This is a genomic window from Xanthomonas sp. F1 (assembly GCF_014199855.1).
The window spans coordinates 53985-79600 of the sequence record NZ_JACHOK010000009.1 but is presented as its reverse complement, the minus strand read 5'-3'; the positions used below and the strand labels follow the sequence as shown (position 1 = coordinate 79600).

The following is a 25616-nucleotide window of genomic DNA, read 5'->3' as shown; positions in this document are numbered from 1 at the left end:
GGCGGCGCCCCGGACGGCGTCGCATGCCGCCCGGGACGCACGGGCGCGGCCGCTCAGGCCAGCGCGCCGCCCTGGCCGATCGCGACGAAGGTGAAGTCGCGGTCTGACTGGTTGCCGCCGCCGTCGCCGGTCTTGAGCAGCACCTGGCCCGCGTCCAGGCGGATGATCACCGCGTTGTCGCAGGTGCTGCCGTCGCCCGGATAGATCTGGGTCACCGAGACCCCATCCAGCGCCTGGAACGGCGGCTGGAAGCTCACCAGGTAGTGCCCGGTGCTGACGTGCGCCACCGTGTACCCCGCGCCGTTGCGGACCGCGCCGTCCGCCCCGACCACGCCCGCCACCACCCGCACGCCCGCCGCACCCGTCGCGCCCGCATGGGCGGCGGCGTCGAGCAACTGCCCCATCGCATTGTTCGTCATGCCATTCTCCGATCTTGATGAAGGAAAGTCCGATGGCGCGGCGACCGTAGCGATCCCTCGTGGCCGCGCGCCGGCCCTGCCTCGTCCATGAACCGGCAGCATCGCTGCGCTGCACGCGCGGCCGTATCGGCGATTTCCTGATCGGTGCCAGGGCGGCGACCGAGATCGGCTCAGGCGTCACTCACACCAATTTGGTGCGCCGCCACCACTGCGTGACCTTCTCCTCGCGTACCAGGGTGAACAGGCCGGCGCCGAGGATCAGCGCGATGCCCACCGCCATCGGCCAGTCCAGGTGGTCGTGGAACAGCCAGTAGCCGAAGCCGATGGCCCACAGCATCTGGCTGTACTGGGTCGGCGCCACCGCGCTGATCGGCGCCGCGCGCGAGGCGTACATCATGAAGATCGCGGCCAGGCCGGCGAGCAGGCCGTAGCCGGCCAGCAGGATCCACTGCTGCCAGGTCGGCCAGACGAAGGTCGGCAGCATCAGCAGCCCGCCCATCAGCAGCGGGCCGAGCACGCCGGCGCCGTACAGGGTCAGGCGCTTCTCGCCGGGTCCGGCCATGCGCAGGCTGATCACCGACACCGCTCCCACCAGGCCGCAGACGATCGCCGCGACATGGCCCTGGCCCAGGTGCCGGAACCCCGGCCGCAGCACCACCAGCACCCCGATGAAGCCGACGATCACCGCCAGCCAGCGCCGCCAGCGCACCTCCTCCTTGAGCAGCAGCACCGACAGCACGGTGACGAAGATCGGCATCAGGAAGATCAGCGCGAACGCCTCGGCCATCGGCAACAGGGTGAACGCGGTGACCGCGGACAGGTTGCCGGCCGCACCGGTGAACGCGCGCAGCAGCCAGATGCTGGGCCGCTGCGCCACCACCACCTCGCGCCAGCGATCGCCCGGCTTCTTCAGGAACGGCAGCGCGGCAAGCATCAGCAGCGCGCCGAAGAACACCACCTCGTAGGCCGGCAGCGACCCCTCCAAACCTTTCACGAAGGCATCGCTGATCGAATAGGCAGCATAACAGGCGAAACCGAGCAGCACACCCTTGAGCATCATGAGCCTCTTGCGATCGAACGACGGCCCATACCGGGCACACGGGAACTCTCCCCCATTATGCGGGGGAACGGCAGCACCGGCCGAGCGAATCGTCCAAGACACAACAAATTCTTAAGCAATGCATTGCTATAAGCCTCAGCGCAACCAAGGGTGCGCCTACGGTTGCATCCAGGGAGCGGGAGTTGCCTCCGTGTCAGGACGACGCGAACCCAATACCGCCTCGCCGGCCTCCCTGCTGCCTTGAACCCAATCGCAACGCGTCTATTGCGCGTGCAGCCAGAGACCGACCGATGCCATCACTGCCACGTTGTCTGCCTTTCCTCCTAGCGGTAAGCCTGATCGGTTGCCAGCCGTCCGCGCAAACCACACCGACCGACCACGCCGCCAACGGCGGCACGGACCAGGCACCATCTGCTTCAGTGGCCACCCAGGCATCCGCCTCCCCGTCGGCGCCCCTCTCCGCGGAGGCGTCCCTGCAGCCCTTGCTCAAGCAGGGGGACCAGATCCTCGCCTTCAAACAGCACGATCTGACAGGCGATGGCGGGACCGATGCCGTCGCCATCGTCCGCCACGCCGATGCCGATGCCTCAGGCAATACCTGCGAACTGTTGGTCCTGCGACAGGCAAATGCGGCATGGAGCGTGGCTGACCGTAGCCCCCAAGCGGTCGACTGCCTGTACAACGATGTGGCGCGCAACGCGAAGCGCCTGGACGACAACCTGAGCCTGAAGACGCAGGAAATCGTCTACGTCAACCAGCAGGCACGCAGCAATGTCACCTACACGCTGAAGTACGACTCTGCCAAGAAAGCGTGGTATCTGGCCGAAGCGAGCAGCACGACACCTGCTGAAAATCCACAGAGCGGCGCGATGGACGTCTTTCGCGGAACCGCCAGGTATCCGGCGGACTTCGCGTGGACCCCGATCTCGCAGATCGATCCAGAACAACTGCAGAAGGCCATGGACAAGCATCGAGCCGTCGTTCAGTAATCGATTCTAAGGAGAGAACCATGCCCCGTTTCAACGAAAGCTCGGCACTGCTGCTCAAGACCGCGGTCGATTCCGGCATCACCTCGCCGACGGAACTGGCAAACCTGATGGGAAACGCCGCCGTCGAGACCGGCCATTTTCGACGCATGCACGAGAACCTGGGCTATACCTCGGCCGACAGCGTGATCGCGGCGGTCTCCTCGGCCGATGACCGCTTCACGCGCAAGCAGGTGGAGGACGCCGTCGCCAGCCGCGACCCGCAGCGTATTGCCACCGTGATGTACGAAAACCGCGCCGATCTCGGCAACACCGAACCCGGCGACGGCTGGCGGTTTCACGGCCGCGGCTATCTGCAGTACACCGGACGCGACAACTACGAGCGCTACGGCCAGCGCTTCAATGTCGATCTGGCCAACAACCCGGACCTGGCGGCCGCGCCGCAGACGGCGGCCAATCTCGCGGTGGCCTATTGGCGGGATCGCGTGCCGGAGAACCTGCGCGACAACGCCCGTGCAGCGGGCCGCATCATCAATGGTGGCGACAACGGCGCCAACGAACGCGTAGAAGCGGCGAACCAGTGGGCCCAGACCATCACGCCCGAGTTGGTCGCCGACATACGGAGCGGCAAGGTCTCGCTGCAGCAGTTGGCCAGCATGGGCGGAAACGAGCGCGACCAGCAGACCCGCGCGCTGCAGGAGCAGTTGGCTGAGCTCGGCTACCGTGGCGCCGACGGCAAGCCACTGAAGCCCGATGGCGATTTCGGGCGCAATACGCGCCACGCCCTGAAAGAGTTCCAGCGCGCGCATGGACTGGACGACGATGCCGTCGTCGGACGCGACACGCGAGCGGCCCTGGCCGAGGCCAAGCGCTCGCCGCTGGTCTCCGAAGCCACGCATGCCGACCATCCATTCTTCAACGCGCTGCGTGAACGCATGCCCGGCGCCACCGACGCGCAGGTCGCGCATACCCTGCAAGCGGTCAAGGCCGAGGGCATCCAGGGTCCGCAGCAACTGCAGACGGTGACGGTACAGGACAAGGTGGCCTTCGTCGCAGGCACTACGCCAGGATTTCGCGCACGTGTCGATCTGGAACAGGCACCGCCCGTGCAGGAAAGCACCCGCCAGGTCGATGCGCAGAATCAACAGCGCGCTCAAGCCGTGCAGCAGCAGCCGAACCCGCAACAGGAACCTGCGCAGGCGCGCGGCGGCATGGCACATTGAACGACAGGTGCCGTGCTGCTCGCCCGCAACGTGCGGAGCCTCGGTACCGATAGGATGTGCACCGAGGTCAAAGCACCTCTGCCGAAGAGGCACTTTGTCCCGGTGCTGCGGCCTGGTCGGCGCGCCCCCCTCGGCATGACGAATGCGAAGCGCACCCGTCGTAGCTATCCACCGTCGGCACCGCGTCGGTTACGATGCGCTCCCGCATCCGAGCCCCGTGCCGCGCTCCTGGCGCCGGCAGATCCGACGTGACCCGCTATTCCGGCCCCCTGCTCACCCGTCCGCTCGCCGCCGCGCTGCTCGCCGCGCGCGATGCCGGCGCCACCACCTGGTCCGGCTCGCTCGACCTGGAGCGCAGCCAGGGTCAGGCACTGCTCGGTGCCGACCGCTGGCAGTGGCAGGGACGCGAGTATCCCTATCCGGGCAAGCTCAAGGACCGCACGCTGTACTACTGGGACGGCGAGGACTTCGCCGCGGTGTCGCGTTTCGGCGGCGCGCTGATCAAGCTGGTGCCGACCGAGTGGGGCGCGCCGACCTTCGAGATCGACGGCATCAAGATGTTGCCCAGCGCGCAGCTGTCGCCGTTCGAGGACGCGCGGCGCAAGGTGGCGCTGGTAGAACCGCGCGGCAAGCAGGTGCTGGATACCTGCGGCGGCCTCGGCTATTTCGCTGCCTGCGCGCTGGACGCCGGCGTGGCCCGGCTGCACTCGTTCGAGAAGAACGCCGACGTGCTGTGGCTGCGCACGCTCAATCCGTGGTCGCCGGATCCTGCCGCCAGCGACGGTCGCCTGCAGCTGACGCATGGCGATGTCGGCGCCGCCATCGGGGGCATCGCCGATGCGTCGATGGACGCGATCCTGCACGACCCGCCGCGCTTCGGCATCGCCGGCGAACTCTACGCGCAAACCTTCTACGACCAACTCGCGCGGGTGCTGCGCCGTGGCGGTCGGCTGTTCCACTACACCGGCAGTCCGAACAAGCTCACCAGCGGCCGCGACGTGCCGCGCGAGGTGGCCAGGCGTCTGGAGAAGGCCGGCTTCGCCGCGCAGCTGGCACTGGACGGGGTGCTGGCCACGCGCCGCTGAGGCAGCGTCGCGACCGACGCGTCAGATCGAGGCGAGCAGGTGCTCGCGCAACCAGCGCTGCGCCGGATCGCGATGCACGCGCTCGTGCCAGAGCATGGCCATCTCGTAGCCAGGCAGTTCCAGCGGCGGCGCGCACACCCGCAGGCCGGGCTGGTCGCGCACCAGGCGCTCGGGCAGCATCGCCACCAGGTCGCTGCGCTGGAGCGCGGCGACGACGAACTGGAAGTGCGGCACCGACAGCACCACGCGGCGCTGCAGGCCGTGCGCGCGCAAGGCCGCATCGGTGACGCCGCTGAAACCGCCGCCATCGGGCGAGACGATGACGTGTTCGAGCGCGCAGAACTGCGCCAGGCTCGGCCGCCGCCGCAAGCGCGGATGGCCGGCACGCCCGACCAGCACGTAGCGCTCGGCGAACAGCGTGCGCCGGCGCAAGCCGGGCGGCGCATCGGCGACAGTGTGCAGGGCCAGGTCGATCTGGCCCTGTTCGGCCTGCTGCGCGATCGACGGCGGCGCCAGTTGCAGCACCGCTAACTGGGTGCCCGGCGCCACCCGACGCAGGGCGGCGATCGCCGGCAGCAGCACGGTGGAGGCGCCGTAGTCGCTGGCCGCCACGCGCCACAAGGTCTGCGCGCGCGACGGATCGAACGGCGCGTCCGGCGCCACCGCCTGCTGCAGTGCCTGCAAGGCCTCGCGCAACGGCGCGCGCAGCGCTTCGGCGCGGGCGGTGGGGCGCATGCCGCGCGGTCCGGGCAGCAGCAGCGGATCGTCCAGCGCCTCGCGCAGCTTGGCCAGGTGCACACTGACCGAGGGCTGCGACAGATGCAGGCGCGCCGCCGCGCGGGTCACGTTGTGCGTGTCGAGCAACGTGTCCAGGGTCAGCAGCAGATTGAGGTCCAGCCGGCGCAGATCAACCACGGCAATAGCGACTATCAAGGCAATTCATTTCCACTATAGCCAATGGCGGCCTAGCGTGACGGCATCCCCTCACCGAGCACCCGGATGAACGTCTTGCTGGTCCACGCCCACCCCGAACCCACCTCGCTCAATGCCGCACTCAAGCAGGTGGCGATGCAACGCCTGCGTGACGCCGGCCACCATGTGCAGGTGTCGGATCTGTATGCGATGGGCTGGAAGACCACCGTCGACGCGCAGGACAGCCTGGAGGGCGCGGCAGACGCGCGCTTCGATCCCTCGCGTGATTCGCAGCGCGCCTTCGCCAACGGCCGCCAGCGCGCGGACATCGCCGCCGAGCAGGACAAGCTGCGCTGGGCCGATGCGCTGCTGTTGCAGTTCCCGCTGTGGTGGTTCTCGATGCCGGCCATCCTCAAGGGCTGGGTGGACCGGGTGTATGCCTGCGGCTTCGCCTACGGCGTCGGCGACCACTCCGACACGCACTGGGGCGACCGCTACGGCGAAGGCACGCTGGCCGGCAAGCGCGCGATGCTGATCGTCACCGCCGGCGGCTGGGACTCGCACTACGCGCCGCGCGGCATCAACGGGCCCATCGACGACCTGCTGTTCCCGATCCAGCACGGCATCCTGCACTACCCGGGGTTCGACGTACTGCCACCGTTCGTGGTCTACCACAGCGGCCGCATGGATGCGGCGCGTTTTGCACAGACCAGCGCGGCGCTGGGCGAACGCCTGGAGATGCTATTCAGTACCGCGCCGATCGCGTTCCGCAAGCAGAATCACGGTGACTACACGATTCCGGCGCTGACGCTGCGCGAGGATCTCGCGCCCGGCCGCAGCGGCTTCGGCATCCATGTGGTCGACGTGGACGATCGTGCGGCACCGACCTCCAACCGCATCGCGTCGCCCGCGGCGCCGTAGCCGCGGTGCCGACATCGCACCTGTAGGATGCAGGCGACCGCCACTCCGTTGGAGCCGCCGCGCCGATGCCCACCGCCGTCTTCGTTCGCCTGCTCGCCGTGTGCAGCGCCGCCTTGCTCGGCGCCTGCGCCACGCAGGCGCCACGCCTGCCCGAGCGCACGCCCAGCGAGGTCAAGGCCGACATCGCCCGGCGCATCCCGGCGACGGTGTCCGATCGTCGCGGCTGGGCCGACGACGTCTACGTGGCCCTGGCCTCGCAGAACCTGCCCACCAGCGCCGACAGCATCTGCGCGGTGCTGGCGGTGATCGAGCAGGAATCGACCTACCAGACCAACCCGCCGGTGCCGGGCCTGGGCAAGATCGCGCGGGCGGAACTGCAGCGGCGCGCGGCGGCGGTGCATGTGCCGGCGTTCGCGCTGGATGCGGCGCTGCAATTGCGCGGGCCGGATGGGCGCAGCTATGCCGAGCGTCTCGCCGCCGCACGCACCGAGCAGGATCTCAGCACGATTTTCGAGGACATCGCCGGCAGCGTGCCGCTGGGCCAGCGCCTGTTCGGCGACCTCAACCCGGTGCACACGGCCGGGCCGATGCAGGTGAGCATCGCCTTCGCGCAGACGCATACCGACGGCTATCCGTATCCGCTGACCGACGGCGTGCGCCACGCGGTGTTCAGCCGCCGCGGCGGCATCTGGTTCGGCACCCGCCACCTGCTCGGCTACCCGAATGCGGCGGCGATGCTGTACCGGTTCGCCGACTTCAATGCCGGCTGGTACGCCAGCCGCAATGCCGCGTTCCAGGCCGCGCTGGCGCGCGCAAGCGGCATCTCGCTCGCCCTCGATGGCGATCTGCTGACGCCCGGCGCCGACCTCGACACCCCCGGCGCCACCGAGCGCGCCGCACGCAGCCTGGGTGCGCAACTGGGCATGGACGCGCGCACGATCCGTCGCGCGTTGCAGCGCGGCAGCGAGGCTGATTTCGCCGACAGCGCACTGTATCGCCAGGTGTTCGCGCTGGCCGACCGCGATGCCGGCAATCCGCTGCCGCGCGCGTTGCTGCCGGGCATTGCCCTGGAAAGCCCGAAGATCACCCGCAAGCTGACCACCGCCTGGTTCGCGCAGCGCGTGGCCGAGCGTTGGCAGCGCTGCCTGGCCAAGTGATGGTCGCGACGCGCCGGTGGCAGCCCACTACTTCGGCTTGCGCAGCGCCATCACCGACCAGCCAAGGGCAACGGCAAGCGCCAACAACACCAGGCTGAGCACGCTGTCCCACGCGATCGAGAACCAATAGTGGCCTGGGTCGGTCTGCAGCGGATAGATCCGTGTCGGACCCACTCTCGATACGCCGATATACACGCCGCTCTGCAGCGCTTTCGCCAGCAGGTACAGCTTCAACATGGCACTCGCGCCGATGGCCGCGGCCACCAGCACGAACACCGGCCATTGCAGACGCGCGACCAGCCTCTGCAGGCGCGTGGGTGTCGGCATCGGTGGAGGTGGTCGTCGTTGGCGTTTGCCCATGGCGTCCTCGCCTGCACTAGGCGCCGCATTCTAGGGCGATGCTGGAGAACGCTGGCACAACGCTCCGCATCGCAGGCCCCGACGTGCCTCGCCTGCGCCGCGGCGCGTGCACTACCCCACTGCACGCTGCCCTGGCGCGCCGAGCAGGCCGATCCGGCGGAACCACAGTTCCAGCGGCACCGTGACCAGCGGCGGCAGCGCTGCCAGCAGACTCAGTGCCCACGCCCACCACGGCCAGCGCAGGCGTAGCGCCGCGATCAGGCTGGCGACGACGTACAGCAGGAACGCCACGCCATGCAGGCGGCCGAACAGCCACACGCCCAGTTCGGTGGTCTGGGTGCCGTACTTGAACAGCATGCCGAGCAACAGGCCGGCCCAGGTCAGGCCTTCGAACACGGCAGCAACGGCGAACAGCCGGCCCACCGGCGACAAGGGACGAGAAGAAGACAAGGACACGCGCAACTCCAGTGACGGGAACGAGGCCGCGACGCGATGGCGGCGGCGACGCCCGCTGGCACCTGCATTGTAGAGCGTGTCCCAGCGCGTGGCGCACAGGCGCGATGTGGCCACGGCAGGTACGGACCAGACGCACTGACCGTGCCGATCCATCATCGCCCGGCCGACAATGCGCCAAAGCGCACCGCCGCAGTCCTCAGCGGCGCTGTTCCAGCACCGCCACGTCGTCGGGTGCCAGTTGCACCGTGTCGTTGCTGGGCGTCGGGCCGAGCAGCGCGCGCATGGACGCCGGCAGCCGCACGGCGTGCGCGGCGGTGCCGTGGTTGATCAACACCACGATGCGGCGCGCGCCGTCGCTGCGCACGCCCACTTCCACGTCGTCCGGCACATCGGCCAGCGGCGCCTGCACCCCGGCATCGCGCAGCCAGTCGCCGGTGAGGCGATCCAGCGTGGCGTCGTCGAACCAGCCGCCGACATAGCTGATGCGGCCCTTGCCGACGCGCCGGGTCAGCAGCGCCGGCGCACCGTCGAGCCAGCCATTGGCCGTGCCGTACTGCAGTGGCGCGGTGGTGTCGGCGTCGGTGGCCTGCAACTGTTCGGCCCAGATTTTGGCGCTGCCGTCGGCGCCTGCACCGACCAGCGGGATCGGCTTGTCCAGCGCATAGAACTGCTCCACGCGTCCGCCGAGCAATGCCGCCAGCGGGCCGGGCTGGCGCTGCGGGTGCAGGCCGTTATCGATGTTCTTCATGCCGCTGCGCGGCCCCAGCACCAGGTGACCGCCGTGCTCGACATAGGCCTTCAGCCGCTGCGCCTGCGCCTCGGTCAGCACGTTCAGCGCCGGCGCCACCACCAGCTTGTAGCGGTCCAGCGGCGCCATCGCCGAGACCACGTCGACCACCTGCGCCTGCTGCCGCAGCGGCCGGTAGAAGCTCTTCATCTGCACGACCGGATCGAAGTCGGCCGCGTGCTTCTGGAAGCCGATCGCCCAGCGGCTGTCGAAGTCGTTGATCAGCGCCACCTGCGCCTGCGGCGTGGTGCCGGCCAGCGCCGGCCCGGCCTTGGCGAACTCGGCGCCGACCTGCTGGATCTCCGCATACACCGGCACCGGCGCGCCATCGGCGCCGACCAGGGTGCCGTGGTACTCCTCCTGGCCGTTGGGCGCGGCGCGCCACTGCCAGTACGACACCGCATCGGCCCCATGCGCCACCGCCTGCCAGGCCATCGCCCGCACCTGGCCCTTGCGCAGCGCCACGTTGGTCGCGCGCCAGTTGACGAAGCCCGGCTGGGTCTCCATCACCCAGTAGTTGCGCTGCTTGTAGCCGCGGGTGAGATCGTGGCGCGCCGCATTGTCCACCCAGTCGTAGCGCTCGCCGGCGACGTAGTCGTCCCAGGCGGCGATGTCGAGCACGCCGTGCACGGTGTAGGCATCGAAGCCGGCGAACCAGCCCATGGTGTTGGTGGTGATGAACTGGCGCGGATCGGCATGCGGACGGATCGCCTCGATCTGGTTGCGCGAGTAGTCGGTCCACGTGTCGCTGACGAAGCGCTTCCACTCCAGCAGCAGGGCCGGGTTCTCTTCGTCCTCGCGCACCGGGATCTGCGCGAAATCGTTATAGGTCTGGCTCCAGTACGCGGTGGCCCAGCGCTGGTTCAGCGCATCGATGCTGCCGTACTTGCGCTGCAGCCAGGCGTGGAACTGCGCCTTGGCCTCGGGATCGAACGAGGCTTGCGCGTACTCGTTGTCCAGTTGCCAGCCGACCACGTGCGGGTTGTGCCCGTAGCGCTGCGCCATCTGCTCGGCGATGGCATGCGCGAAGCGCCGGTAGCGGGTGCTGGCGAAGGAGAACTGCTGGCGGTTGCCGTGCTCGTCGCGCACGCCGTCCTGGCTGACCCGCAAGGTATCCGGGTAGGCCTGGGTCAACCAGGCCGGCGGCGCCGCGGTCGGCGTGCCCAGCACCACCACCATGCCATGGCGCGCGGCGGCGGCGATGGCGCGGTCCATCCATTCGAAATCGTACTGCCCTTCGCGTGGCTCCATCCGGCTCCAGGCGAACTCGCCGATCCGCACCACGCGCACGTGTGCCGCCTGCATCAGCGCCAGGTCGTGTTCCCACTGCGCCTCCGGCCACTGCTCCGGATACCAGGCCACGCCGAGCAGCAGCGGCGCGGCGTCGCGATAGCGGGTGGCCTGCGCCTGCGCCAGCGGCGGCAGGAAAAGCGTCATCAGCAGCATCGCAGCGAACAGCGCAACGCCGCGGCATTGCGGAATACGGAACAGTGGCATGCGCAACATCCTTCGCAAGAGGAAACGCCGGCATGCCCCTTCGTCCTGCCGGCACCTGCATTGTGCGCAGCTTTGCCGCATGCGCACTTGTGCATCTTGCGGCGTTTGCGCGCGCAACTGCGCACAATTGGACAGCCACTCCTCACGCTGCACGGAGAATGCACCCGCGCTGCCATGCATCAACCAGCGCGGCACGCGCGCCGACGTGGACTGAGGACACGGTTGCGCTCGGGCTGCGTCGCCGGTCTCACTTGCCGGGTTTGGACGATCGCGACATTGAAATGGTCATCTGCGCTGGCTAGGGTCACGCCTCCCCCACCCCTGGAAGCTCCATGAAGACCCCTCGCTTGCTCGGCACCCTGCTCGCCGTGGCCGCTACGCTGTTCCCGCCCGGTGCCGCCCTGGCGCAGACCGTCACCGTCAATCCGAACGAGGTCCACCAGACCATCCAGGGCTTCGGCGGCATGAACGGCGCCGGCTGGATCGCCGATCTCACCCCGGCCCAGGTCGATCTGGCATTCGGCAGCGATGCGGGGCAGATCGGTCTCTCGATCATGCGCATGCGCATCGACCCATCCAGTTCCGGCTGGAGCCAGCAGGTGCCGTCGGCAGTGCGGGCACGCGCGCACGGCGCGGTGTTGCTGGCCACGCCGTGGTCGGCGCCGGCCTACATGAAATCGAACAACACCCTCAACAATGGCGGCAAGCTGCTGCCGCAGTACTACGACGCCTACGCCAAGCACCTGCTGGACTTCACCGCCTACATGGACAGCAAGGGCGCGCCGATCTACGCCCTGTCGCTGCAGAACGAGCCGGACTGGCATCCGGATTACGAGTCTGGCGACTGGAACGGCACCGACTTCCTCAACTTCATCAGCGCGCAGGGCGCGAAGTTCGGCAAGTTCAAGCTGCTCGCCGCCGAGTCGCTGGGCTTCAACACCGCACTGACCGACCCGGTGCTCAACAGCAGCGCCGCCCAGTACCTGTCCATCGTCGGCGGGCACCTGTATGGCGTGCAGCCCAAGGACTACCCGCTGGCGCGCAGCAAGGGCAAGCAGCTGTGGATGACCGAGCACTACACCGACAACACCGACGGCAACGCCTGGCCGTCGGCGCTCGGCGTGGCCAGCGAGTTGCACAACAGCATGCTCGCCAACTACAGCGGCTACATCTGGTGGTACATCCGCCGCAGCTACGGGCTGATCGCCGAGAACGGCACGGTGAGCAAGCGCGGGTATGTGATGTCGCAGTTCGCGCGCTTCGTGCGTCCCGGTTCGGTGCGCATCGGCGCCACCGCCGCGCCGTACAGCGATGTCGCGGTCAGCGCCTACAGGACCCCGAACGGCAAGCTGGCCCTGGTCGTGGTCAATACCGGCAGCCAGCATCGGCAGATCACCGTGCGCGTTCCCACCGGCAGCGCTACCGCGTTCACCAAGTACAGCACCTCATCCAGCCTCAACGTCGGCTACGGCGGCAAGTACAGCGTCGCCTCGGGGCAGACCGTGCTCTACGTCGACCCGCAGAGTGTGGCCACGCTGGTCGGCGAGTGACCGGCAAGATGGCCTGAATCGTTCGGATCGACTCGCGGCAGCCGAGCGCTGCCGCGGGTCGGTTTTCTACGCGCTTGCTTCTTGCATCGACGCGGTGCCACGCCTAGCGCGGTGGCACCGCGACACGCCGCTGAGGCGAGGTCTCGCGCTCAGCCCAGCTTGGCCAGGAACGCCAACAAGGCCTGATTGAACTCCTCGGCATGGCTGGTGTTGCAGCCGTGCGGCGCATCCTTCAGCAACACCACGTCGCTGCCGGCGATGGCGCGATGGGTACGCTGGCCGGAGCCCTCGTACGGCACCGTGGCATCGGCATCGCCGTGCAGCACCAGGGTCGGCACGTCGACCTTGGTGAGATCCTCGCGGAAATCGGTGGTGCCGAACGCCTGCATGCAGCCGAGCGCGGCGGCCTGGTCGCTCTGCAGACACAGCGCGATCGCCTCCTGGCGCTGCGCCTCGCTCACCTTCAGCGTGCCGTGGGCGCTGAAGAAACCACGGGTGAAGTCGTCGAAGAAAGTCTCGCGCGAGGCCTTCAGCCCCTGCTCCATCTCCTGCGCCTGTTCCTTGCTCAATGGCCCTTCCGGATTGTCGTCGGTCTTGAGCATGTACGGCGGCACCGCGGAGGCGAACACCACCCCTGCCAGCTTCTCGGTGCCATGCCGCGCGACATAGCGCGCCACCTCGCCGCCGCCCATCGAGAACCCGACCAGCACCGCATCACGCAGCTGCTTCTCGTCGATGATGCCGGCCAGATCGTCCGCCAGGGTGTCGTACTCGTAGCCGTCGGCCGGCTTCTCGGAACGGCCGAAGCCGCGGCGGTCGTAGGCGATGACCCGGTAGCCGGCCTGCTGCAGCGGCCCGACCTGGTCCTTCCACGCCTCCGCCGACAGCGGCCAGCCGTGGATCAGGACCACCGGACGACCGGCACCGCCGGTATCTTCGACATGCAGGCGGACACGCGCGTTGGGTGCAGTCATGGGCAAGGCCTCGTGGTGGGAAGTCGCGGCAGCTTCCTCTGCGGCGTGTCCGGCCTGCGTGAGGGCGATGTGTCGGGGGATTTAACGCGACGCGAGGCTGCTCAACCGATCCGCGGCAAGGCGCGCGTCAACTGCGCCAGTGCATCGCGCGCAATGCTCTGGAATCCCGCGGACATGTGCGCGTCCTCGATGACCTGCTCCCAGAACTGCACCGCCATGCCGGCCGCCGCGCGCCAGTCGTCGCGCTGATCCGGCGTCGGCAACGGCAACATGTAGGCGCGCTCCACTACCTCGCCGCTGGCCGCGGGGCGAAACGCCATCGGCAGCATGTCGTAGACGGGTGCCAAGGCCAGCGGCAAGGCATCGTCCAGCATCAGGCCCGCGTTGCCCAGATGCATGTCGTTGTTGCCGATCAGTGCGCCGAACCAACCGCACACACGCAGGCACTGCGCATCTGCGTCGCTCAGCCAGCCTTCGCGCTGCAGTTGCGGGGCGAACGACCACCAGTCGATACGCCCATGGCCGAAGTAGGCCGCATCCACCGCGGCCAGCGAGACGAAGCCGCGCCGTCCCAGCACAGGCGTGCGGTCGAACCGCGTCGACTGCAGGAACACACGACCATCGCTCTCGAGCAGTTCGCTCTCCGCGGCGGCGATGCCATGCGCACGCAGGATGTCGCTGGCCAGGTGCTCACAACGCAACAGGTCGCTCCAACGCTGCGCGGCCGGCGTGCCGGCGCGCTCGCTGAACTTGACGATGACCGGCGTGTAGCCGCCTTCCGTGTGCAGGATTGCGGTGAACTTCGGTTGTTCGCCTCCCGCCGACGAGCCCACCGCTTCGCCCAGCAACGCCTGCTCGGCATGCTGCGGATACAGACGACTCCGCGCCGCCCTCGGTACCACATCGACTGGCTGCAGCGCCGCCTGCTGCGCGCGCTGCAACGCAAACTCGCCCAACACCAGATCGCCGGGTTGATCCTCGCCGTGCCGCAGCAGAGCCAGCACCACATCGTCGGGCTGCCAACGCTGCAAATCCTGTGGCGCACCGATATCTTCGGCTACGCGCCTCGCGAAGGCCCGACCAAGGAAGCCCTGCGGGCGCTGGTCGTCCAGAAACCACGGAAGCCCTGGAAACAGTCCACTGGCGAAGTCGCCATGGATCAGCGCGGGGCACGTGGCCTGGGGAACGAACAGGTAACCATCGCCGTGCATGGCGTGCAGATGGCCGAGCGTTTCGGCACGACCGCGCGGATCAATGCGGAACAACGGCCAACGATGGCCCGCACGGCCCAGTGACCGGGTGAGCGCATAGCGTGTCGCCCGAGCTTTGCCGATCCGCAGCACCTGCTCGCCAGCACTGGCCAACAGGCGCGATACCGTCGGCTGACTGATCTCCAGCACCTCGCCGATGCGGGCCGCCGTCACGGCCTTTTCGCTGCGCAAGAGGGCAACAAGATCGCGCAGCCGGTCATCGCTCATACCGGGATTGAATAGATTTAGGAATAAATAGTCAAGCCAGTCAACGACTGAAAGCGGTTGCTTCCGCGGCCAAAGCCGGCCTGCAGGCTCGAATCAAACGCAATTCTTGAATAGATAAAGAATTGATTTTCACGCTACCGATGGCGAGCGCCAGACTGCGACCTGCTTCGCAGATCGCAGTCTGGCGCTCGCCATCGGTGCTGTCAACTCTTTGAAACGCAAGTAAAAAGCGCCTGCCAGCTAGATGTTATATGCAACCAAATGACGACGCGCCCTGCAGGCTGATTGCGTCTTAGACCCAGTTGTCGTTGCCGAAGTCGCCGTCGTCCTGGAAGTCCTGGCCCATGTCCTGCTGCGGCGTGTCGTCGTAATAGTTGTTGTTGGTGATGTTCTCGACCACCGTCTCCTGCGGCGCGCCGCCGCCGAACAGGCCGCCACCATGGTGGCCACCGAGCAGGCTTTCCACGCCCTCGAACAGAAACATGCCGCCAGCCACGCCGGCCGCGGTGGTGGCCGCGGTGCTGAGGAAGCTGGGGCCACGCGCAGCGGCCGGTGCCGGCGTCGGCTCCGCGGCCGCAGCGCCGCCACCGAACCAGCGCTCGCGCCAGCCGGGCGCGCCGGCACCCGCGACACCTGCGGCGGCGGGCGCCGGCGGCAACGGCGGTGGCGCCGCATTGAAGCCCTGTCCCAGGAAGCTGGCAGGCGGCGGCGGTGGCGTAGCGGCCTGCTGCAGCTGCGCGATCTGCGCCTTGGCGGCCTCCAGCGCGTGCTCCAGCAGCAAGGTGCGCTGCACCAGCAGATACGTCGCATCGGGTTGATCGGCCAGGCGCGCGTGGATCAACGCGTCGGCCTGCGGATCTTTGGCTACCCCGCCGGCGCTGCGCAGGCGCGCCAGGAAGTCTTCGAGAAGCTGCTGTTCTTGCGGAGTCATACCCGTACCTGGATGCGATGACCGGCCCAGTGCCGGCACGGCACGGTATGGGCATGGCCCGGGCGGCGCCAAGGGCAGGCCCTGTGCGCCAGTGCACCGGCATTCATCCAGTCGCGACGCCTGGGAGCCGCGGCCGTAGGCGTCGCCCATGACTTCCGACAGGTCCGGCCGCGCCACGACATGACTACGTTTGTAGTCAAACGAGGCGGAGAACCACGATGAACGGACATGATGGGCGATGGGGAGCAATCCTGGCCTTGGTCCTGCTGGCGGCGCCATCCTGGGCCAGCGAACAGTGGATCGTCGCGGCCGACCTGTGGGGCAACCGGCTGTACCAGACGCTGGAACTGGAGGCACATGGCAGCCAGTTGCAAGGGCGACTAGATGCCGACCCGGTCCAGGGCACCCGCAACGGCAACGCGATCACGTTCACCGCCACCGGCGCCGATGGCCGCCTGTATCGCTTCGACGGACGCGTGGATGGCGCGCGCATGCAAGGCCGCAGCACGCGTCCCGATCCCAATGACGCCGACGTTCGCGCCGCCCACATCTTCGACGCTTGGCGCGTGCCGGTACGCACGAGCACTGCCGCGCAGACGCACGTATTCGTGCCCCACGACTACGCCAATACCTTCAGCGCCGACCGCGCGCCGGCGCTGCTGCTGTGGCCGGGCGACAGCGTGCGCACCCAGACCCTGGACTCCGGTGGGGTGGATTCCGACGGCACCACCCGCGCCCTGTTCGGCAACCCGCAGGTCGGCCCGTTCTTCATCGTCGGCGCCGAGCCCGGCGACATGCTCGCAGTGCACCTGGTGGCACTGCGGCTCAATCGCGAAACCGCCGACAGCCTCGATGGCCTGGTCGGCCGCCTGCAGACGCCGTACATGGCCACGCAGGTGGCCGGCCTCGGCAAGCATGTGCGTTGGCGTCTGGACCGCGACACCGGGCTGGCCCGCCCACTCGATGCCGAAGGTCCGATGCGCACCTTCGCCGTGCCGGTCCGGCCGATGCTCGGCGGGTTGGCCGTGGCGCCGGGGTTCGGCAACGCCGCGCTGTCCACCGGCGACACCGGCGTCGGCGGCGGCAACATGGACTTCAACGCGGTGATGGCGGGCAGCACGGTGTACCTGCCGGTGCAGCAGCCCGGCGCGCTGCTGTACCTCGGCGATGGCCATGCCGTGCAGGGTGACGGCGAGACCACCCAGTGGGCACTGGAAACCTCACTGGACGTCGAGTTCCGCATCGAACTGGTGAAGCGCCATCCGATCGCGATGCCCCGCGTGGAATCCCCCGAGCAGATCGCGGTGCTGGGCCAGGCCGGTTCCAGCGATGACGCACTGCGGCTGGCCACCTCGGGCCTACTGCGCTGGCTGCAGCAGGACTACGGCCTGTCGCTCGCGCAAGCGACGCAGGTGTTGGGCGTCGCCGCCCGCTATCGCGTGGCCAATCTTGCAGGACGCAGCGTCGGCGTGGCCGCCAGCATCGACAAAGCCGTGCTGCACACCCTGCAGCCACCCGCGTCTCCAGCGTCAAACCAGACCGAACAACCGTCGGCGAAGTAGCGCTGCAAGCGCCCGTCGAACCGCGCTACTTCGACTTCTTCGCGTCGGTCGCCGCCGCATCGCGCGGCAGACGTGCGGCCCACATGTTGTCGACCAGATTCGGATACGGGCGGCCGTTCTCCTCGGCGCGCTGTTTCGCCGCTTCCTTTTGCGACGCCGACAACGGTTGGCTGCGCTGACCGCGCGGATTCGGCTTCTTCCACGGAGGCGACTTGGACGAGGACATGGGCGTCAGGGTGAGCGGAGAGGCGCCATCGTGATCTTGCCATGCGTGCGTGGATGGTGAAGGCCTGCCGGGACCGCGAGGAGCTGCACGCTCCGTCCTATTCCGACTCCACCCCGGCCAGCGCGAACACCCAGCGCGGCACCACCGGTTCGCCGGCATAGAAGGCCTTCGGCTTGCCCTCGGCCATCGCCCAGCGGTGCAGCCAGCTGATCCCGCCGGGGCCCGCGTAGCCCTCGGCGTGGGTGTAGGCGGGATCGCGCAGCGCCTCCTCCAGGCCGATGAAGGCGTAGCCGCGACGGCGCGTGGCCGCGACCAGGTCCGGGAAGGCGGCGGCGTTGAGCGCGTTGGCGTGCATCAGCCACACCTGCGGGATGCGGCGGCCGAACAGGGCCTGCGATTCGCGCTCGAAGTAATCCAGCTTGTTGAGCATGTACGGCACGTAGCCCTTGCGCAGCCGCAGCAGCATGGCGTCGCGCGCCGGGCCGGACGGCTCGTCCAGCACATGCGCGTAGGCGAACGCCCACACCCACTCGCCGCTATCCACGGTGACTGGCGCAACGCGGTAACCGTGTGCGGCCAGGAAGGCATTGACCGCCTCGCGGTCGGCGACGCTGCGGCCGGTGGCCAGATACGGATGACGGAACCACTGCAGCGGCTGGCCACTTTCCGCGAGCAACGGCCGCAAAGTGCGCTCGCCGCGTACGATCGCGTCCTCGTACGCCGGCACACCGACCTGATGCAGATTCACATGCCCGTAGGTGTGGTTGCCCAGCGCATAGCCGGCGTCCAGCCAATCGCGCAGCATCGCCACCCGTTGCGGCTGCACCTGGCCGTCCTGCTCGAGCTTGTCCTCGTTGACGAAGCCGACGATGGGCACCTGCGCCTGCCGCAGCGAGGCCATCAACTGCGTGTGCAGCGCCGGCAACTGCGCTGGCGGTGTCTGCTCAATGCGCTGCCACGGCAGGTCGTCGATGGTCACCGCGATGCGGCGGGTGTCGTCCTGCGCCTGGGCGAGCGCGGCAATGCACAGCAGGGCCGGCGCCAACAGGCAGCGAAGCAGTCTCATCGGAAGCTCCCGGAGTGGAAACGCCAGTCTATACGGATGGTCGCCAACGCCGACATGGCACCATGTGCCAGATCCGCGCTCACCCGGCGACACAACATCAGGAAACGACGGAATGAGGAAAGGGTTTTGGCTAGCCTGGACAGCCCTGCTGCTGGCCGGGTGCACGAACGCGGTGCAGTCACCCGCAACGGTAGCGGTAGCGAAGGAAGCCACCACGCAGCCGGCGGCATCTGCCGCACGCACAGTAGCGACGCGGCTCGGCGGTCAGCGTGGCAGCGGTGCGCCGTACGAGCTGGTCGGGACCGAGGTGTGGGATGTTCCCGATCCCGTGTCCGGCCACACCTATCAGGTATTCGTGGCGCTACCTGCCGGCTATGCGGACCATCCCGAGCGGCACTACCCGGTGCTGTATGCCACCGATGCCGACTATGCGTTTCCGGTGGCGCGACAGATTGCGCGGCGCCTGAATGGCGAAGGGCCGGCCATCGAGGACTTCATCCTGGTGGGGCTGTCGTATGCGCTCGGCGACGAGCCGATGCCGAGCCGGCGTCGCGACTACACGCCCACCACCGAGGACGGCGACGCCGCGTCCGCTGGTGCCACGCATGGGGGTGCCCACACCTACATCGCCTATCTGCGCGATCGGGTGCTACCGTTCGTCGCGCAGCGCTATCGCACCGACGAAGCGCGGCGCCTGTTCCTTGGCCACTCGTACGGCGGCCTGCTCGGCACACAGATCCTGCTGAACACGCCGGAGCTGTTCTCCGGCTACATCCTGGGCAGCCCGTCGTACTGGTTCGGCGCGCATGCCGCGCGCGCCGAGGAGGCACGCTACGCTTCCAGTCACCGCGACCTGCCGGCACAGGTCTACATGTATGTCGGCGAGTACGAACAGCGCCGCTACGGCAAGCGCTACGACATGGTGACCGAGGCGCAGCAGATGGCGCAGACCTTGCGCGGGCGGCACTATCCGTCGCTGCGCCTGCAACTGGACGTGCTCGCCGACGAGGATCACCTGAGCGTCGCACCGCGCGGCCTCACGCATGGATTGAAGTTCCTGCTGGGTGTTCCGCGGCAATAAGGCCCCGCGACGCCGCTTGCCGGATGTGTCGTATCGGTCCTCTGCACGCGCATTTGGCGCACCGGCGTCAAGCGCTGGCGACTGCAACGCACCTTCAACCCCCCTGATTCCAGCGGCTGCAGACGTTGCGCAATCGATCTGTTGCGCATGCTTCGCTTGGATTTGAGCGGGTCTCTGGAGGTGCCCTGAGGCGGCGGCGGGAACGCCCCGCTGGACGCTGCGCCACCTGTCGAGGCCGACAATGTCACGATCGCGAAAGGCGTCGACCTCTACCTCGGCGACGCCAGATAGCTGTTCATTTTCGAGCCAGCCACTGCGCCGGCATCCGCGTAACCTTGCCCGCCTCCCACGTTCGTTTCGTGCCAGGCGCCTTCGATGTCTCCTGCTTCGTCTTCGCATACGCCGCTGTCGCCGGCGCCCTCGCTCGCACCTGCGCTGGCCGCCGCGCACATGCCGCGCCGGTTCGCGCCACTGGACCGGCGCGTGTTGCGTATCTGCGGCTTGGCGCTGCTGGTCGGCGCACTGGTGGCACTGGCCGCGCATGTGCTGATCGCATTGATCGCGCTCGCCACCAACCTCGCCTACTACGGCCGCTGGAGCATCGAAGCGGTCAGCCCCGCCGGGCACCACCTCGGCGCGTGGGCGATCGGGCTGCCGGTGGTCGGTGGCCTGATCGTCGGTGCGATGGCGCGCTGGGGCTCGCGTGCGATTCGCGGCCATGGCATTCCCGAGGCGATGGAGCAGGTGTTGCGCAACGAAAGCCGCATCCCACCACGGATGATCTGGCTCAAGCCGGTGTCCTCCGCGGTGGCCATCGGCACCGGCGGGCCGTTCGGTGCAGAAGGGCCGATCATCGCCACCGGCGGCGCGCTGGGCTCGCTGTTCGGGCAATGGCTGCACGTCACCGCCGACGAACGCAAGATCCTGCTCGCCGCGGGCGCCGCTGCCGGCACCGCCGCGGTGTTCGCCGCGCCGATCTCCGCCGTGCTGCTGGCGATCGAACTACTGCTGTTCGAATGGCGCGCGCGCTCGCTGATCCCGGTGGCACTGGCTGCGGCGGTCGGCGCCGGTGCGCATCTGGCGCTGGAGGGCAGCGCACCGATGTTCGTGGTGCCCGCGCTGGCCGCACCGGATGCACTGGCGGTGATGGCCTACGTGGCGCTCGGCCTGCTCTGCGGTCTCGCCGGTGTCGGCATCACCAAGCTCACCTATGCCATCGAAGATGGTTTCGAACGCCTGCCGATCCACTGGATGTGGTGGCCGGCGCTCGGTGGCATTGCAGTCGGGCTGATCGGCTGGTGGATGCCGCTCACCCTCGGCGTGGGCTACGACAACATCGCCGGTGCCATCGCTGGCCAACTGGCGGTCTCGACCTTGTTGGCGCTGTGCGTGGCCAAGCTGTTGTCGTGGTCGATCGCGCTGGGCAGCGGCACCTCCGGCGGCACCCTGGCCCCGCTGTTCACCATCGGCAGCGCGCTGGGCGGCGTGCTCGGCGCAGTGCTGGCCGCGCAGGCACCCTGGCTGCACGTGGACCCGCACATGGCGGCGCTGGTGTGCATGGCCGCGGTGTTCGCCGGCGCCTCACGGGCTTTCTTGACCTCGGTACTGTTCGCCTTCGAGACCACCCAGCAGCCGCATGCGCTGCTGCCGCTGCTCGGCGCCTGCGCCGCGGCCTACCTGGTGTCGGGCCTGAGCATGCGCCACACCATCATGACCGAGAAGATCGCACGCCGCGGCGTGCGCGTCCCCAGCGACTACGCCGCCGATTTCCTCGACCAGATCGCCGCGGGCGACGCCTGCAGCCGTGAGGTAGTGACGCTGCGCAGTGACGAATCCCTGCGTGACGTGCGTGCACGTATCGCCTCGGGCGATGCCGCCTTCAGGCATCAGGGCTTCCCGGTGCTGGATGAAGACGGATACCCGGTCGGCATGCTCACCCGCCGCGACCTGCTCGATCCACAGCACCACGACGACCTGCGCCTGGCGGCCTTGCTCCGCCGCCCGCTGCTGGCCGTGCGCGAGGATCACTCGCTGCGCGAGGCCGCTGACCATATGGTGGAAGCTGAGGTCGGTCGCGTGGTTGTGCTCGGCCGCAACGTACCACATGGCATGGTCGGCATCCTCACCCGTGGCGATCTGCTGGCTGCGCATGCACAGCGACTGCGCCAGGCGCGGGATGCGCAACACCGTAGGCGCAGTGCGCAGACGGACGCGTAGCGCTGAAGGGCACCTCGCGTCGCGCGCTTTTGTCGGGATCGGCCTGACACGTCGTTGCCTCTTCGCAGCGACCTTCCGGTTTCGATGGGATTCTCAGCAGCGGCGGTCCGGCTCTCGTCACACATGGCATGTCTCGTAGGAGCGGCTTCAGCCGCGACCGCCCTCCCCGGAAAGCCTGTCGCGGCTGAAGCCGCTCCTACACCTGCGCTTCCGGTGGTCATGGGCTGCCTGAAGAGCCCCTCCAATTACGTGGTTTTTGCACCCCAAAGAGACACATCGCTCTCTTGTAGGAGCGGCTTCAGCCGCGACAGGATTTCCGGTTACACGCGTCGCGGCTGAAGCCGCTCCTACGAGTGGCCTCCGTCTTTCCTGGAGAACCCCTGAAGTCATGGCCCGGCGCGTCGTTCGCAGTGGCTTGGTGAACGCGCCACACAAAGGCCGCCTCAATACTTCAGCGCATCCGCGGTCGGCGCCAATGGTGCGAAACGCGCACTGCTGAAATCGTGCAGCAACTGGAAGGCCTGCGCACCCTGCTGCGCCACCTCGCGAAGGTCACTCTTCCGCAGGCGATAGAGCCCACCATCGCGCGCGAACACCAGGTCGCCGCCATCCCACTCGGCCCAGTCGCTGCCCGGCAGATCGACCAGCAAGTTATCCTCGCGGTCCAGTACCCGGTGATCCAGCCCATACCACGCATGATTGTCCTGGCCGACCACATGCAGCAACGATTGCAGGCGGCGGCCATTGGCGCCGAGCTTTTCGCGCACGCGCGGGCGGCTGAAGCGGAACAGCGCGTCGCTGCGCAGCGCGCCACGCTCGCCCTCGCCGTCATCGCGGAGGCGCCAGCCGTCGCGCTCGCGCAACACGCCGTCGATCGGCGCGTCCTCGCCGCCGCCCGAACCCCTGCCGAATGGGCGCACCTGCAGATCGAGCGGTAACTGAAAGCCGGTCGGCATCGGGAAGGGATCGCGCCCGTCGCGCGGCTGATGGTTCAACAACAAGCTCCGCTCGTCCTCGAACATCCCGCCACCGCCCCAGCTGTCGCCTTTCGGCCACAGCGCCAGCGCGGTGAAGAACGGCGGCCGCGACAACGCCGTCCAGGTGCCGTAGTCGCCCCGTTGCGTGGAGGCGAAGTACACAAGCAATCGCCCCGACGGCGACAGATCGCAACGCCGCTCGTAGATGCGGCCCTTGAACCACTGGCCGTGCACAAAGCTGTCATCGCGCAGATCCCAGTGGATCAACTGCACCTGCTTGCTCGGCCCGCGGCGGAAGATCATGCCGATGCGCGCGTCGCGCGCCAGCAGGGCGAACAGGCGGGTCGCCGGCGGGCGCTGCGACAGTGGGGATTGTGCGGGCTCCATCTGCGGATCTACTCGCAGGACACAGCCGTCACAGTGGCAGACCCTGGTCACGACGACAACCGCCGCCGGCGCGCAGCGGTGGCAACGCGCTCAGTGCAACCGTATTTCGCACGCGGCGAGCCATCCCGGGCTCGCCTTTTAGCAGCGCCGCGCTACTTGGCGATCACCGACGTCCCCGACGGCACCATGTAGCAGGCCTGCGCCTTGGCACAGGCTTCGGCATTGATCTCGGCGATCTGGCTGGCCAGGTACTGCTCCGGGGTCAGGCCCATGCGATTACGGTAGGCGTTGTCGGCGTCGGCCTTGGCCACTTGCTCCTGCTCGCGCTGGCGCTCGGCGGTGGTGGCTTCCACCAGCGTCTTGACCCGCTGCTGCTGCGCCGCGGTCAGGTTCATCTGCTGCAGCACGTCGGGATTGGGACGGGCGCGGCCGAGAGTGATGTTCTGGATCTGGATCGGCAGGCCCTGTTCCTTGACCAGGGCGCGCACGTTCTCGGTCACCGCCTCGTCGATCTTCCGCGCACTGTCCGGGTCGCTCATCATCTTGGTCATGTCGTAGCGCTTGACCTGGTCGCGCACGATCGCCGCGTACTGGCTGGCGACGTTGTTCTTGAACCAGTCCTGGCCGAAGCCGGACAGCAGCCGCGCCGGCGCGGTGATCCGGTATTGGATCTGCGTGGAGAAGTCCAACAGGATGTTGTCGCTGGACGAAAAATCGTCGAAGGCCACCTGCACCGTCTGCGGCGTGGTATCCACGTACACCGCCGACGTCGTCATCCACGTGTAGGTGCGGCCGGGATCGCGCACATCGTCCAGGCGGATGCCACCCTTGCCGAACAGCAACGGCTTGTCCACCAGCACCGCCTGCTGCCCCGGATCGGGCGAGACCACGGTGCAGCCGCAGAGCAAGGCCGCCACGGCGACCGCCAACATGGTATGTTTCATCGATGTCCCCCTGAAGGACGGCGCCGCGCGCCGTCGTGTGCGGGGTGATGCTAGCGCATCGTCGGGGGGCAAGGCATCTGCCGGCATAGGCAGACCCAACTCCCGTCGACCTACATCAAACGCGAATAGTCGCCAATCTGGTTACAGACCTCTTTGGGCGGATCGCCCAACTTCACGATGCGGCGCTTGCGCGCATCGGCCTCCCCCTTCGGAGACACGATGCGGTACAGCAGGTACAAGCGATCTTCGGTTTCCCACAGGCCGAAGCTCGACAGGTCCGAGAATTGGTAGGTTCCCCCATCCGACCGGCGCGCAGTGAAGCTGCATTCGGCGTAGCTGCCCCACCCGCAATTGGCGTCCAGCGCGCGCAAGCCACCCTTCCCATCCAGATCGAAATGATAGGCACGCCCCGCGTCGCCTTCTGCCACTGTCGGCGTGATCTGTACTGCGGCCACCGACGCTCCTTCCCCCCAGTCGCCGGCTTGGCTACAGAGAATATCGCCTGAACGCAGCTTCTCGGTACGGTCGGTCGGGACATTCGCGCATCCGGCCAGGAAGATCGCGGTCAGCCCCAGCCACCAACGCTCTCCCACCATTTTGCCCACCATCGTGGCTCCGCTATCCGTGAAATGGCCGACTTAATGCGTCAAGCCCCAGCCGCCATGACCCATCGCCAGGGCCGTTCCTATTTCGCCTTGCTCGTGAAGGCGACCAACAGTTCCGATCGCGCGTCTTCCAAGGCACCAACGTTACCCTCGAAACGGACGGACACCCGGTATCGGCCAGGCGGCGTATCCCGGACAAAGGCCAGCTCCAACTCGCGGTAGGTGGCATTCGGGGCAATCAACCCCGCGGCCTCCATCGTGAGTACGTCGGCGTCTGCAGCGGAGAGAGCTGGAACATGCCCGTCGCGATCCAACGCCACGATTTGATAGTCGGTACGCCCCACCTCTTCGCTACGCTGCAGGACCACCGGCTGCTCGCTTCCCCCTGTCAGCCGATAGAGGTGCAACTGAGCGGTCACGCCGGCATCGCGTAGCCGATCAAACTTGTCAGCCGCAGCCTCGCCATCTGCAGCAGCCACCCGCAATCCGATGAAGATAGGCGGCTCCGGATCATCCGCCTGGCTTGGAACACCAAAATCAAAAGTGATGGCATCGGAGAGCAGTTGCGGACCAAGTTGCCGGACCAGCGGCACGGTCGTCCTCACCGTAGATGCCTCGTTGCCATGTGGCGCTGGGCCGGGCTCCAGTGGCTGAGCCGATTCAGGCTGGCATCCCGTGAGTTGCAGCATCGCTGCCATGCACAACATGCCGAGTGTTCGCGTCGCTGTCGCCATGACCCTCATGTCTCGATTCTC

24 protein-coding genes are annotated in these 25616 nt (G+C 67.9%); 9 read left to right on the top strand and 15 right to left on the bottom strand.

Annotated elements, in window-relative coordinates; all coding sequences use genetic code 11:
- Nucleotides 1–53: 53 nt before the first annotated feature.
- Nucleotides 54–419, bottom strand: a complete 366-nt coding sequence (locus GGR71_RS17275; protein ID WP_160959536.1) for a hypothetical protein — start codon at nucleotides 417–419, stop codon at nucleotides 54–56.
- A gap of 181 nt (nucleotides 420–600) precedes the next feature.
- Nucleotides 601–1476, bottom strand: a complete 876-nt coding sequence (locus GGR71_RS17270) for a DMT family transporter (protein ID WP_048490599.1) — start codon at nucleotides 1474–1476, stop codon at nucleotides 601–603.
- A gap of 293 nt (nucleotides 1477–1769) precedes the next feature.
- Here GGR71_RS17270 and GGR71_RS17265 point away from each other — a divergent pair, with 293 nt between their 5' ends.
- The 3 genes from GGR71_RS17265 to GGR71_RS17255 all read left to right on the top strand — a co-directional run bounded on the left by GGR71_RS17265 (nucleotide 1770) and on the right by GGR71_RS17255 (nucleotide 4773).
- Entirely contained in the window at nucleotides 1770–2468 is a 699-nt protein-coding gene (locus tag GGR71_RS17265) for a hypothetical protein (protein ID WP_237474343.1), read from the top strand.
- A complete protein-coding gene (locus GGR71_RS17260) occupies nucleotides 2393–3688 on the top strand; it encodes a peptidoglycan-binding protein (RefSeq protein ID WP_160959533.1) in 1296 nt (431 codons plus the stop codon). The genes GGR71_RS17265 and GGR71_RS17260 overlap by 76 nt, the downstream gene beginning before the upstream one ends.
- A gap of 248 nt (nucleotides 3689–3936) precedes the next feature.
- The gene (locus GGR71_RS17255) at nucleotides 3937–4773 is read left to right on the top strand and encodes an SAM-dependent methyltransferase (RefSeq protein ID WP_160959530.1); all 837 of its coding nucleotides are present in this window, start codon (nucleotides 3937–3939) and stop codon (nucleotides 4771–4773) included.
- 21 nt (nucleotides 4774–4794) lie between these two features.
- On the opposite strand, the gene GGR71_RS17250 is transcribed toward GGR71_RS17255, so the two are convergent.
- Nucleotides 4795–5688 carry a LysR substrate-binding domain-containing protein gene (locus GGR71_RS17250; RefSeq protein WP_160959528.1) on the bottom strand — a complete coding sequence of 298 codons (894 nt, stop codon included), beginning with the start codon at nucleotides 5686–5688 and terminating at the stop codon, nucleotides 4795–4797.
- 84 nt (nucleotides 5689–5772) lie between these two features.
- Here GGR71_RS17250 and GGR71_RS17245 point away from each other — a divergent pair, with 84 nt between their 5' ends.
- The gene (locus tag GGR71_RS17245) at nucleotides 5773–6606 is read left to right on the top strand and encodes an NAD(P)H-dependent oxidoreductase (RefSeq protein WP_160959525.1); all 834 of its coding nucleotides are present in this window, start codon (nucleotides 5773–5775) and stop codon (nucleotides 6604–6606) included.
- A gap of 65 nt (nucleotides 6607–6671) precedes the next feature.
- Nucleotides 6672–7763 carry a DUF1615 domain-containing protein gene (locus GGR71_RS17240; RefSeq protein ID WP_160959523.1) on the top strand — a complete coding sequence of 364 codons (1092 nt, stop codon included), beginning with the start codon at nucleotides 6672–6674 and terminating at the stop codon, nucleotides 7761–7763.
- 27 nt (nucleotides 7764–7790) lie between these two features.
- On the opposite strand, the gene GGR71_RS17235 is transcribed toward GGR71_RS17240, so the two are convergent.
- The 3 genes from GGR71_RS17235 to GGR71_RS17225 all read right to left on the bottom strand — a co-directional run bounded on the left by GGR71_RS17235 (nucleotide 7791) and on the right by GGR71_RS17225 (nucleotide 10863).
- Nucleotides 7791–8123 carry a hypothetical protein gene (locus GGR71_RS17235; RefSeq protein ID WP_237474342.1) on the bottom strand — a complete coding sequence of 111 codons (333 nt, stop codon included), beginning with the start codon at nucleotides 8121–8123 and terminating at the stop codon, nucleotides 7791–7793.
- Nucleotides 8124–8234: 111 nt separating this feature from the next.
- Nucleotides 8235–8573: a DUF3817 domain-containing protein gene (locus GGR71_RS17230; RefSeq protein WP_456362637.1), complete on the bottom strand. Its 339-nt coding sequence runs from the start codon at nucleotides 8571–8573 to the stop codon at nucleotides 8235–8237.
- Nucleotides 8574–8775: 202 nt separating this feature from the next.
- Nucleotides 8776–10863, bottom strand: coding sequence for a beta-galactosidase (locus tag GGR71_RS17225; protein WP_160959520.1), 2088 nt, complete (start codon nucleotides 10861–10863; stop codon nucleotides 8776–8778).
- A gap of 332 nt (nucleotides 10864–11195) precedes the next feature.
- On the opposite strand from GGR71_RS17225, the gene GGR71_RS17220 reads away from it, so the two are divergent.
- Entirely contained in the window at nucleotides 11196–12413 is a 1218-nt protein-coding gene (locus GGR71_RS17220) for a glycoside hydrolase family 30 protein (protein ID WP_184452162.1), read from the top strand.
- 149 nt (nucleotides 12414–12562) lie between these two features.
- Here GGR71_RS17220 and GGR71_RS17215 read toward each other — a convergent pair whose 3' ends face one another.
- The 3 genes from GGR71_RS17215 to GGR71_RS17205 form a co-directional block, all read right to left on the bottom strand.
- Nucleotides 12563–13387 carry an alpha/beta fold hydrolase gene (locus GGR71_RS17215; RefSeq protein WP_160959517.1) on the bottom strand — a complete coding sequence of 275 codons (825 nt, stop codon included), beginning with the start codon at nucleotides 13385–13387 and terminating at the stop codon, nucleotides 12563–12565.
- 101 nt (nucleotides 13388–13488) lie between these two features.
- Nucleotides 13489–14865, bottom strand: coding sequence for a type II toxin-antitoxin system HipA family toxin YjjJ (gene yjjJ / locus GGR71_RS17210; RefSeq protein ID WP_160959514.1), 1377 nt, complete (start codon nucleotides 14863–14865; stop codon nucleotides 13489–13491).
- A gap of 292 nt (nucleotides 14866–15157) precedes the next feature.
- Complete coding sequence (locus GGR71_RS17205; protein WP_160959511.1) at nucleotides 15158–15796, bottom strand: DUF2076 family protein; 639 nt, start codon at nucleotides 15794–15796, stop codon at nucleotides 15158–15160.
- Nucleotides 15797–16014: 218 nt separating this feature from the next.
- Between GGR71_RS17205 and GGR71_RS17200 the strand changes: the two genes are divergently transcribed.
- Nucleotides 16015–17358: an acetamidase/formamidase family protein gene (locus GGR71_RS17200; protein WP_160959508.1), complete on the top strand. Its 1344-nt coding sequence runs from the start codon at nucleotides 16015–16017 to the stop codon at nucleotides 17356–17358.
- Between the two features lie 25 nt (nucleotides 17359–17383).
- Here GGR71_RS17200 and GGR71_RS17195 read toward each other — a convergent pair whose 3' ends face one another.
- Both GGR71_RS17195 and GGR71_RS17190 read right to left on the bottom strand, forming a co-directional pair.
- A complete protein-coding gene (locus tag GGR71_RS17195) occupies nucleotides 17384–17584 on the bottom strand; it encodes a hypothetical protein (RefSeq protein WP_160959506.1) in 201 nt (66 codons plus the stop codon).
- 97 nt (nucleotides 17585–17681) lie between these two features.
- A complete protein-coding gene (locus GGR71_RS17190; RefSeq protein ID WP_160959504.1) occupies nucleotides 17682–18650 on the bottom strand; it encodes a polysaccharide deacetylase family protein in 969 nt (322 codons plus the stop codon).
- A gap of 112 nt (nucleotides 18651–18762) precedes the next feature.
- Between GGR71_RS17190 and GGR71_RS17185 the strand changes: the two genes are divergently transcribed.
- Complete coding sequence (locus GGR71_RS17185) at nucleotides 18763–19731, top strand: alpha/beta hydrolase-fold protein (RefSeq protein WP_160959502.1); 969 nt, start codon at nucleotides 18763–18765, stop codon at nucleotides 19729–19731.
- A 450-nt stretch (nucleotides 19732–20181) separates the two neighbouring features.
- On the top strand, nucleotides 20182–21948 hold the full coding sequence (locus GGR71_RS17180; RefSeq protein ID WP_160959750.1) for a chloride channel protein: 1767 nt from the start codon (nucleotides 20182–20184) through the stop codon (nucleotides 21946–21948).
- A gap of 443 nt (nucleotides 21949–22391) precedes the next feature.
- Here GGR71_RS17180 and GGR71_RS17175 read toward each other — a convergent pair whose 3' ends face one another.
- The 4 genes from GGR71_RS17175 to GGR71_RS17160 form a co-directional block, all read right to left on the bottom strand.
- Complete coding sequence (locus tag GGR71_RS17175) at nucleotides 22392–23312, bottom strand: hypothetical protein (protein WP_237474341.1); 921 nt, start codon at nucleotides 23310–23312, stop codon at nucleotides 22392–22394.
- A gap of 152 nt (nucleotides 23313–23464) precedes the next feature.
- Nucleotides 23465–24244, bottom strand: coding sequence for an SPFH domain-containing protein (locus tag GGR71_RS17170; RefSeq protein ID WP_160959745.1), 780 nt, complete (start codon nucleotides 24242–24244; stop codon nucleotides 23465–23467).
- Nucleotides 24245–24366: 122 nt separating this feature from the next.
- On the bottom strand, nucleotides 24367–24864 hold the full coding sequence (locus tag GGR71_RS21185) for a hypothetical protein (protein WP_237474340.1): 498 nt from the start codon (nucleotides 24862–24864) through the stop codon (nucleotides 24367–24369).
- Nucleotides 24865–24941: 77 nt separating this feature from the next.
- Nucleotides 24942–25559 carry a hypothetical protein gene (locus GGR71_RS17160; RefSeq protein WP_237474339.1) on the bottom strand — a complete coding sequence of 206 codons (618 nt, stop codon included), beginning with the start codon at nucleotides 25557–25559 and terminating at the stop codon, nucleotides 24942–24944.
- Nucleotides 25560–25616 lie beyond the last annotated feature (57 nt).

Coding starts and splice junctions, on each gene's coding strand:
- GGR71_RS17245 (WP_160959525.1), top strand. CDS start 5,773: ATGAACGTCTTGCTGGTCCACGCCCACCCCGAACCCACCTCGCTCAAT.
- GGR71_RS17270 (WP_048490599.1), bottom strand. CDS start 1,476: ATGCTCAAGGGTGTGCTGCTCGGTTTCGCCTGTTATGCTGCCTATTCG.
- GGR71_RS17235 (WP_237474342.1), bottom strand. CDS start 8,123: ATGGGCAAACGCCAACGACGACCACCTCCACCGATGCCGACACCCACG.
- GGR71_RS17225 (WP_160959520.1), bottom strand. CDS start 10,863: ATGCCACTGTTCCGTATTCCGCAATGCCGCGGCGTTGCGCTGTTCGCT.
- GGR71_RS17160 (WP_237474339.1), bottom strand. CDS start 25,559: ATGGCAGCGATGCTGCAACTCACGGGATGCCAGCCTGAATCGGCTCAG.
- GGR71_RS21185 (WP_237474340.1), bottom strand. CDS start 24,864: ATGGTGGGCAAAATGGTGGGAGAGCGTTGGTGGCTGGGGCTGACCGCG.
- GGR71_RS17180 (WP_160959750.1), top strand. CDS start 20,182: ATGCCGCGCCGGTTCGCGCCACTGGACCGGCGCGTGTTGCGTATCTGC.
- GGR71_RS17240 (WP_160959523.1), top strand. CDS start 6,672: ATGCCCACCGCCGTCTTCGTTCGCCTGCTCGCCGTGTGCAGCGCCGCC.
- GGR71_RS17265 (WP_237474343.1), top strand. CDS start 1,770: ATGCCATCACTGCCACGTTGTCTGCCTTTCCTCCTAGCGGTAAGCCTG.
- GGR71_RS17190 (WP_160959504.1), bottom strand. CDS start 18,650: ATGAGACTGCTTCGCTGCCTGTTGGCGCCGGCCCTGCTGTGCATTGCC.
- GGR71_RS17170 (WP_160959745.1), bottom strand. CDS start 24,244: ATGTTGGCGGTCGCCGTGGCGGCCTTGCTCTGCGGCTGCACCGTGGTC.
- GGR71_RS17215 (WP_160959517.1), bottom strand. CDS start 13,387: ATGACTGCACCCAACGCGCGTGTCCGCCTGCATGTCGAAGATACCGGC.
- yjjJ (WP_160959514.1), bottom strand. CDS start 14,865: ATGAGCGATGACCGGCTGCGCGATCTTGTTGCCCTCTTGCGCAGCGAA.
- GGR71_RS17205 (WP_160959511.1), bottom strand. CDS start 15,796: ATGACTCCGCAAGAACAGCAGCTTCTCGAAGACTTCCTGGCGCGCCTG.
- GGR71_RS17275 (WP_160959536.1), bottom strand. CDS start 419: ATGACGAACAATGCGATGGGGCAGTTGCTCGACGCCGCCGCCCATGCG.
- GGR71_RS17220 (WP_184452162.1), top strand. CDS start 11,196: ATGAAGACCCCTCGCTTGCTCGGCACCCTGCTCGCCGTGGCCGCTACG.
- GGR71_RS17195 (WP_160959506.1), bottom strand. CDS start 17,584: ATGTCCTCGTCCAAGTCGCCTCCGTGGAAGAAGCCGAATCCGCGCGGT.
- GGR71_RS17175 (WP_237474341.1), bottom strand. CDS start 23,312: ATGGAGCCCGCACAATCCCCACTGTCGCAGCGCCCGCCGGCGACCCGC.
- GGR71_RS17200 (WP_160959508.1), top strand. CDS start 16,015: ATGAACGGACATGATGGGCGATGGGGAGCAATCCTGGCCTTGGTCCTG.
- GGR71_RS17185 (WP_160959502.1), top strand. CDS start 18,763: ATGAGGAAAGGGTTTTGGCTAGCCTGGACAGCCCTGCTGCTGGCCGGG.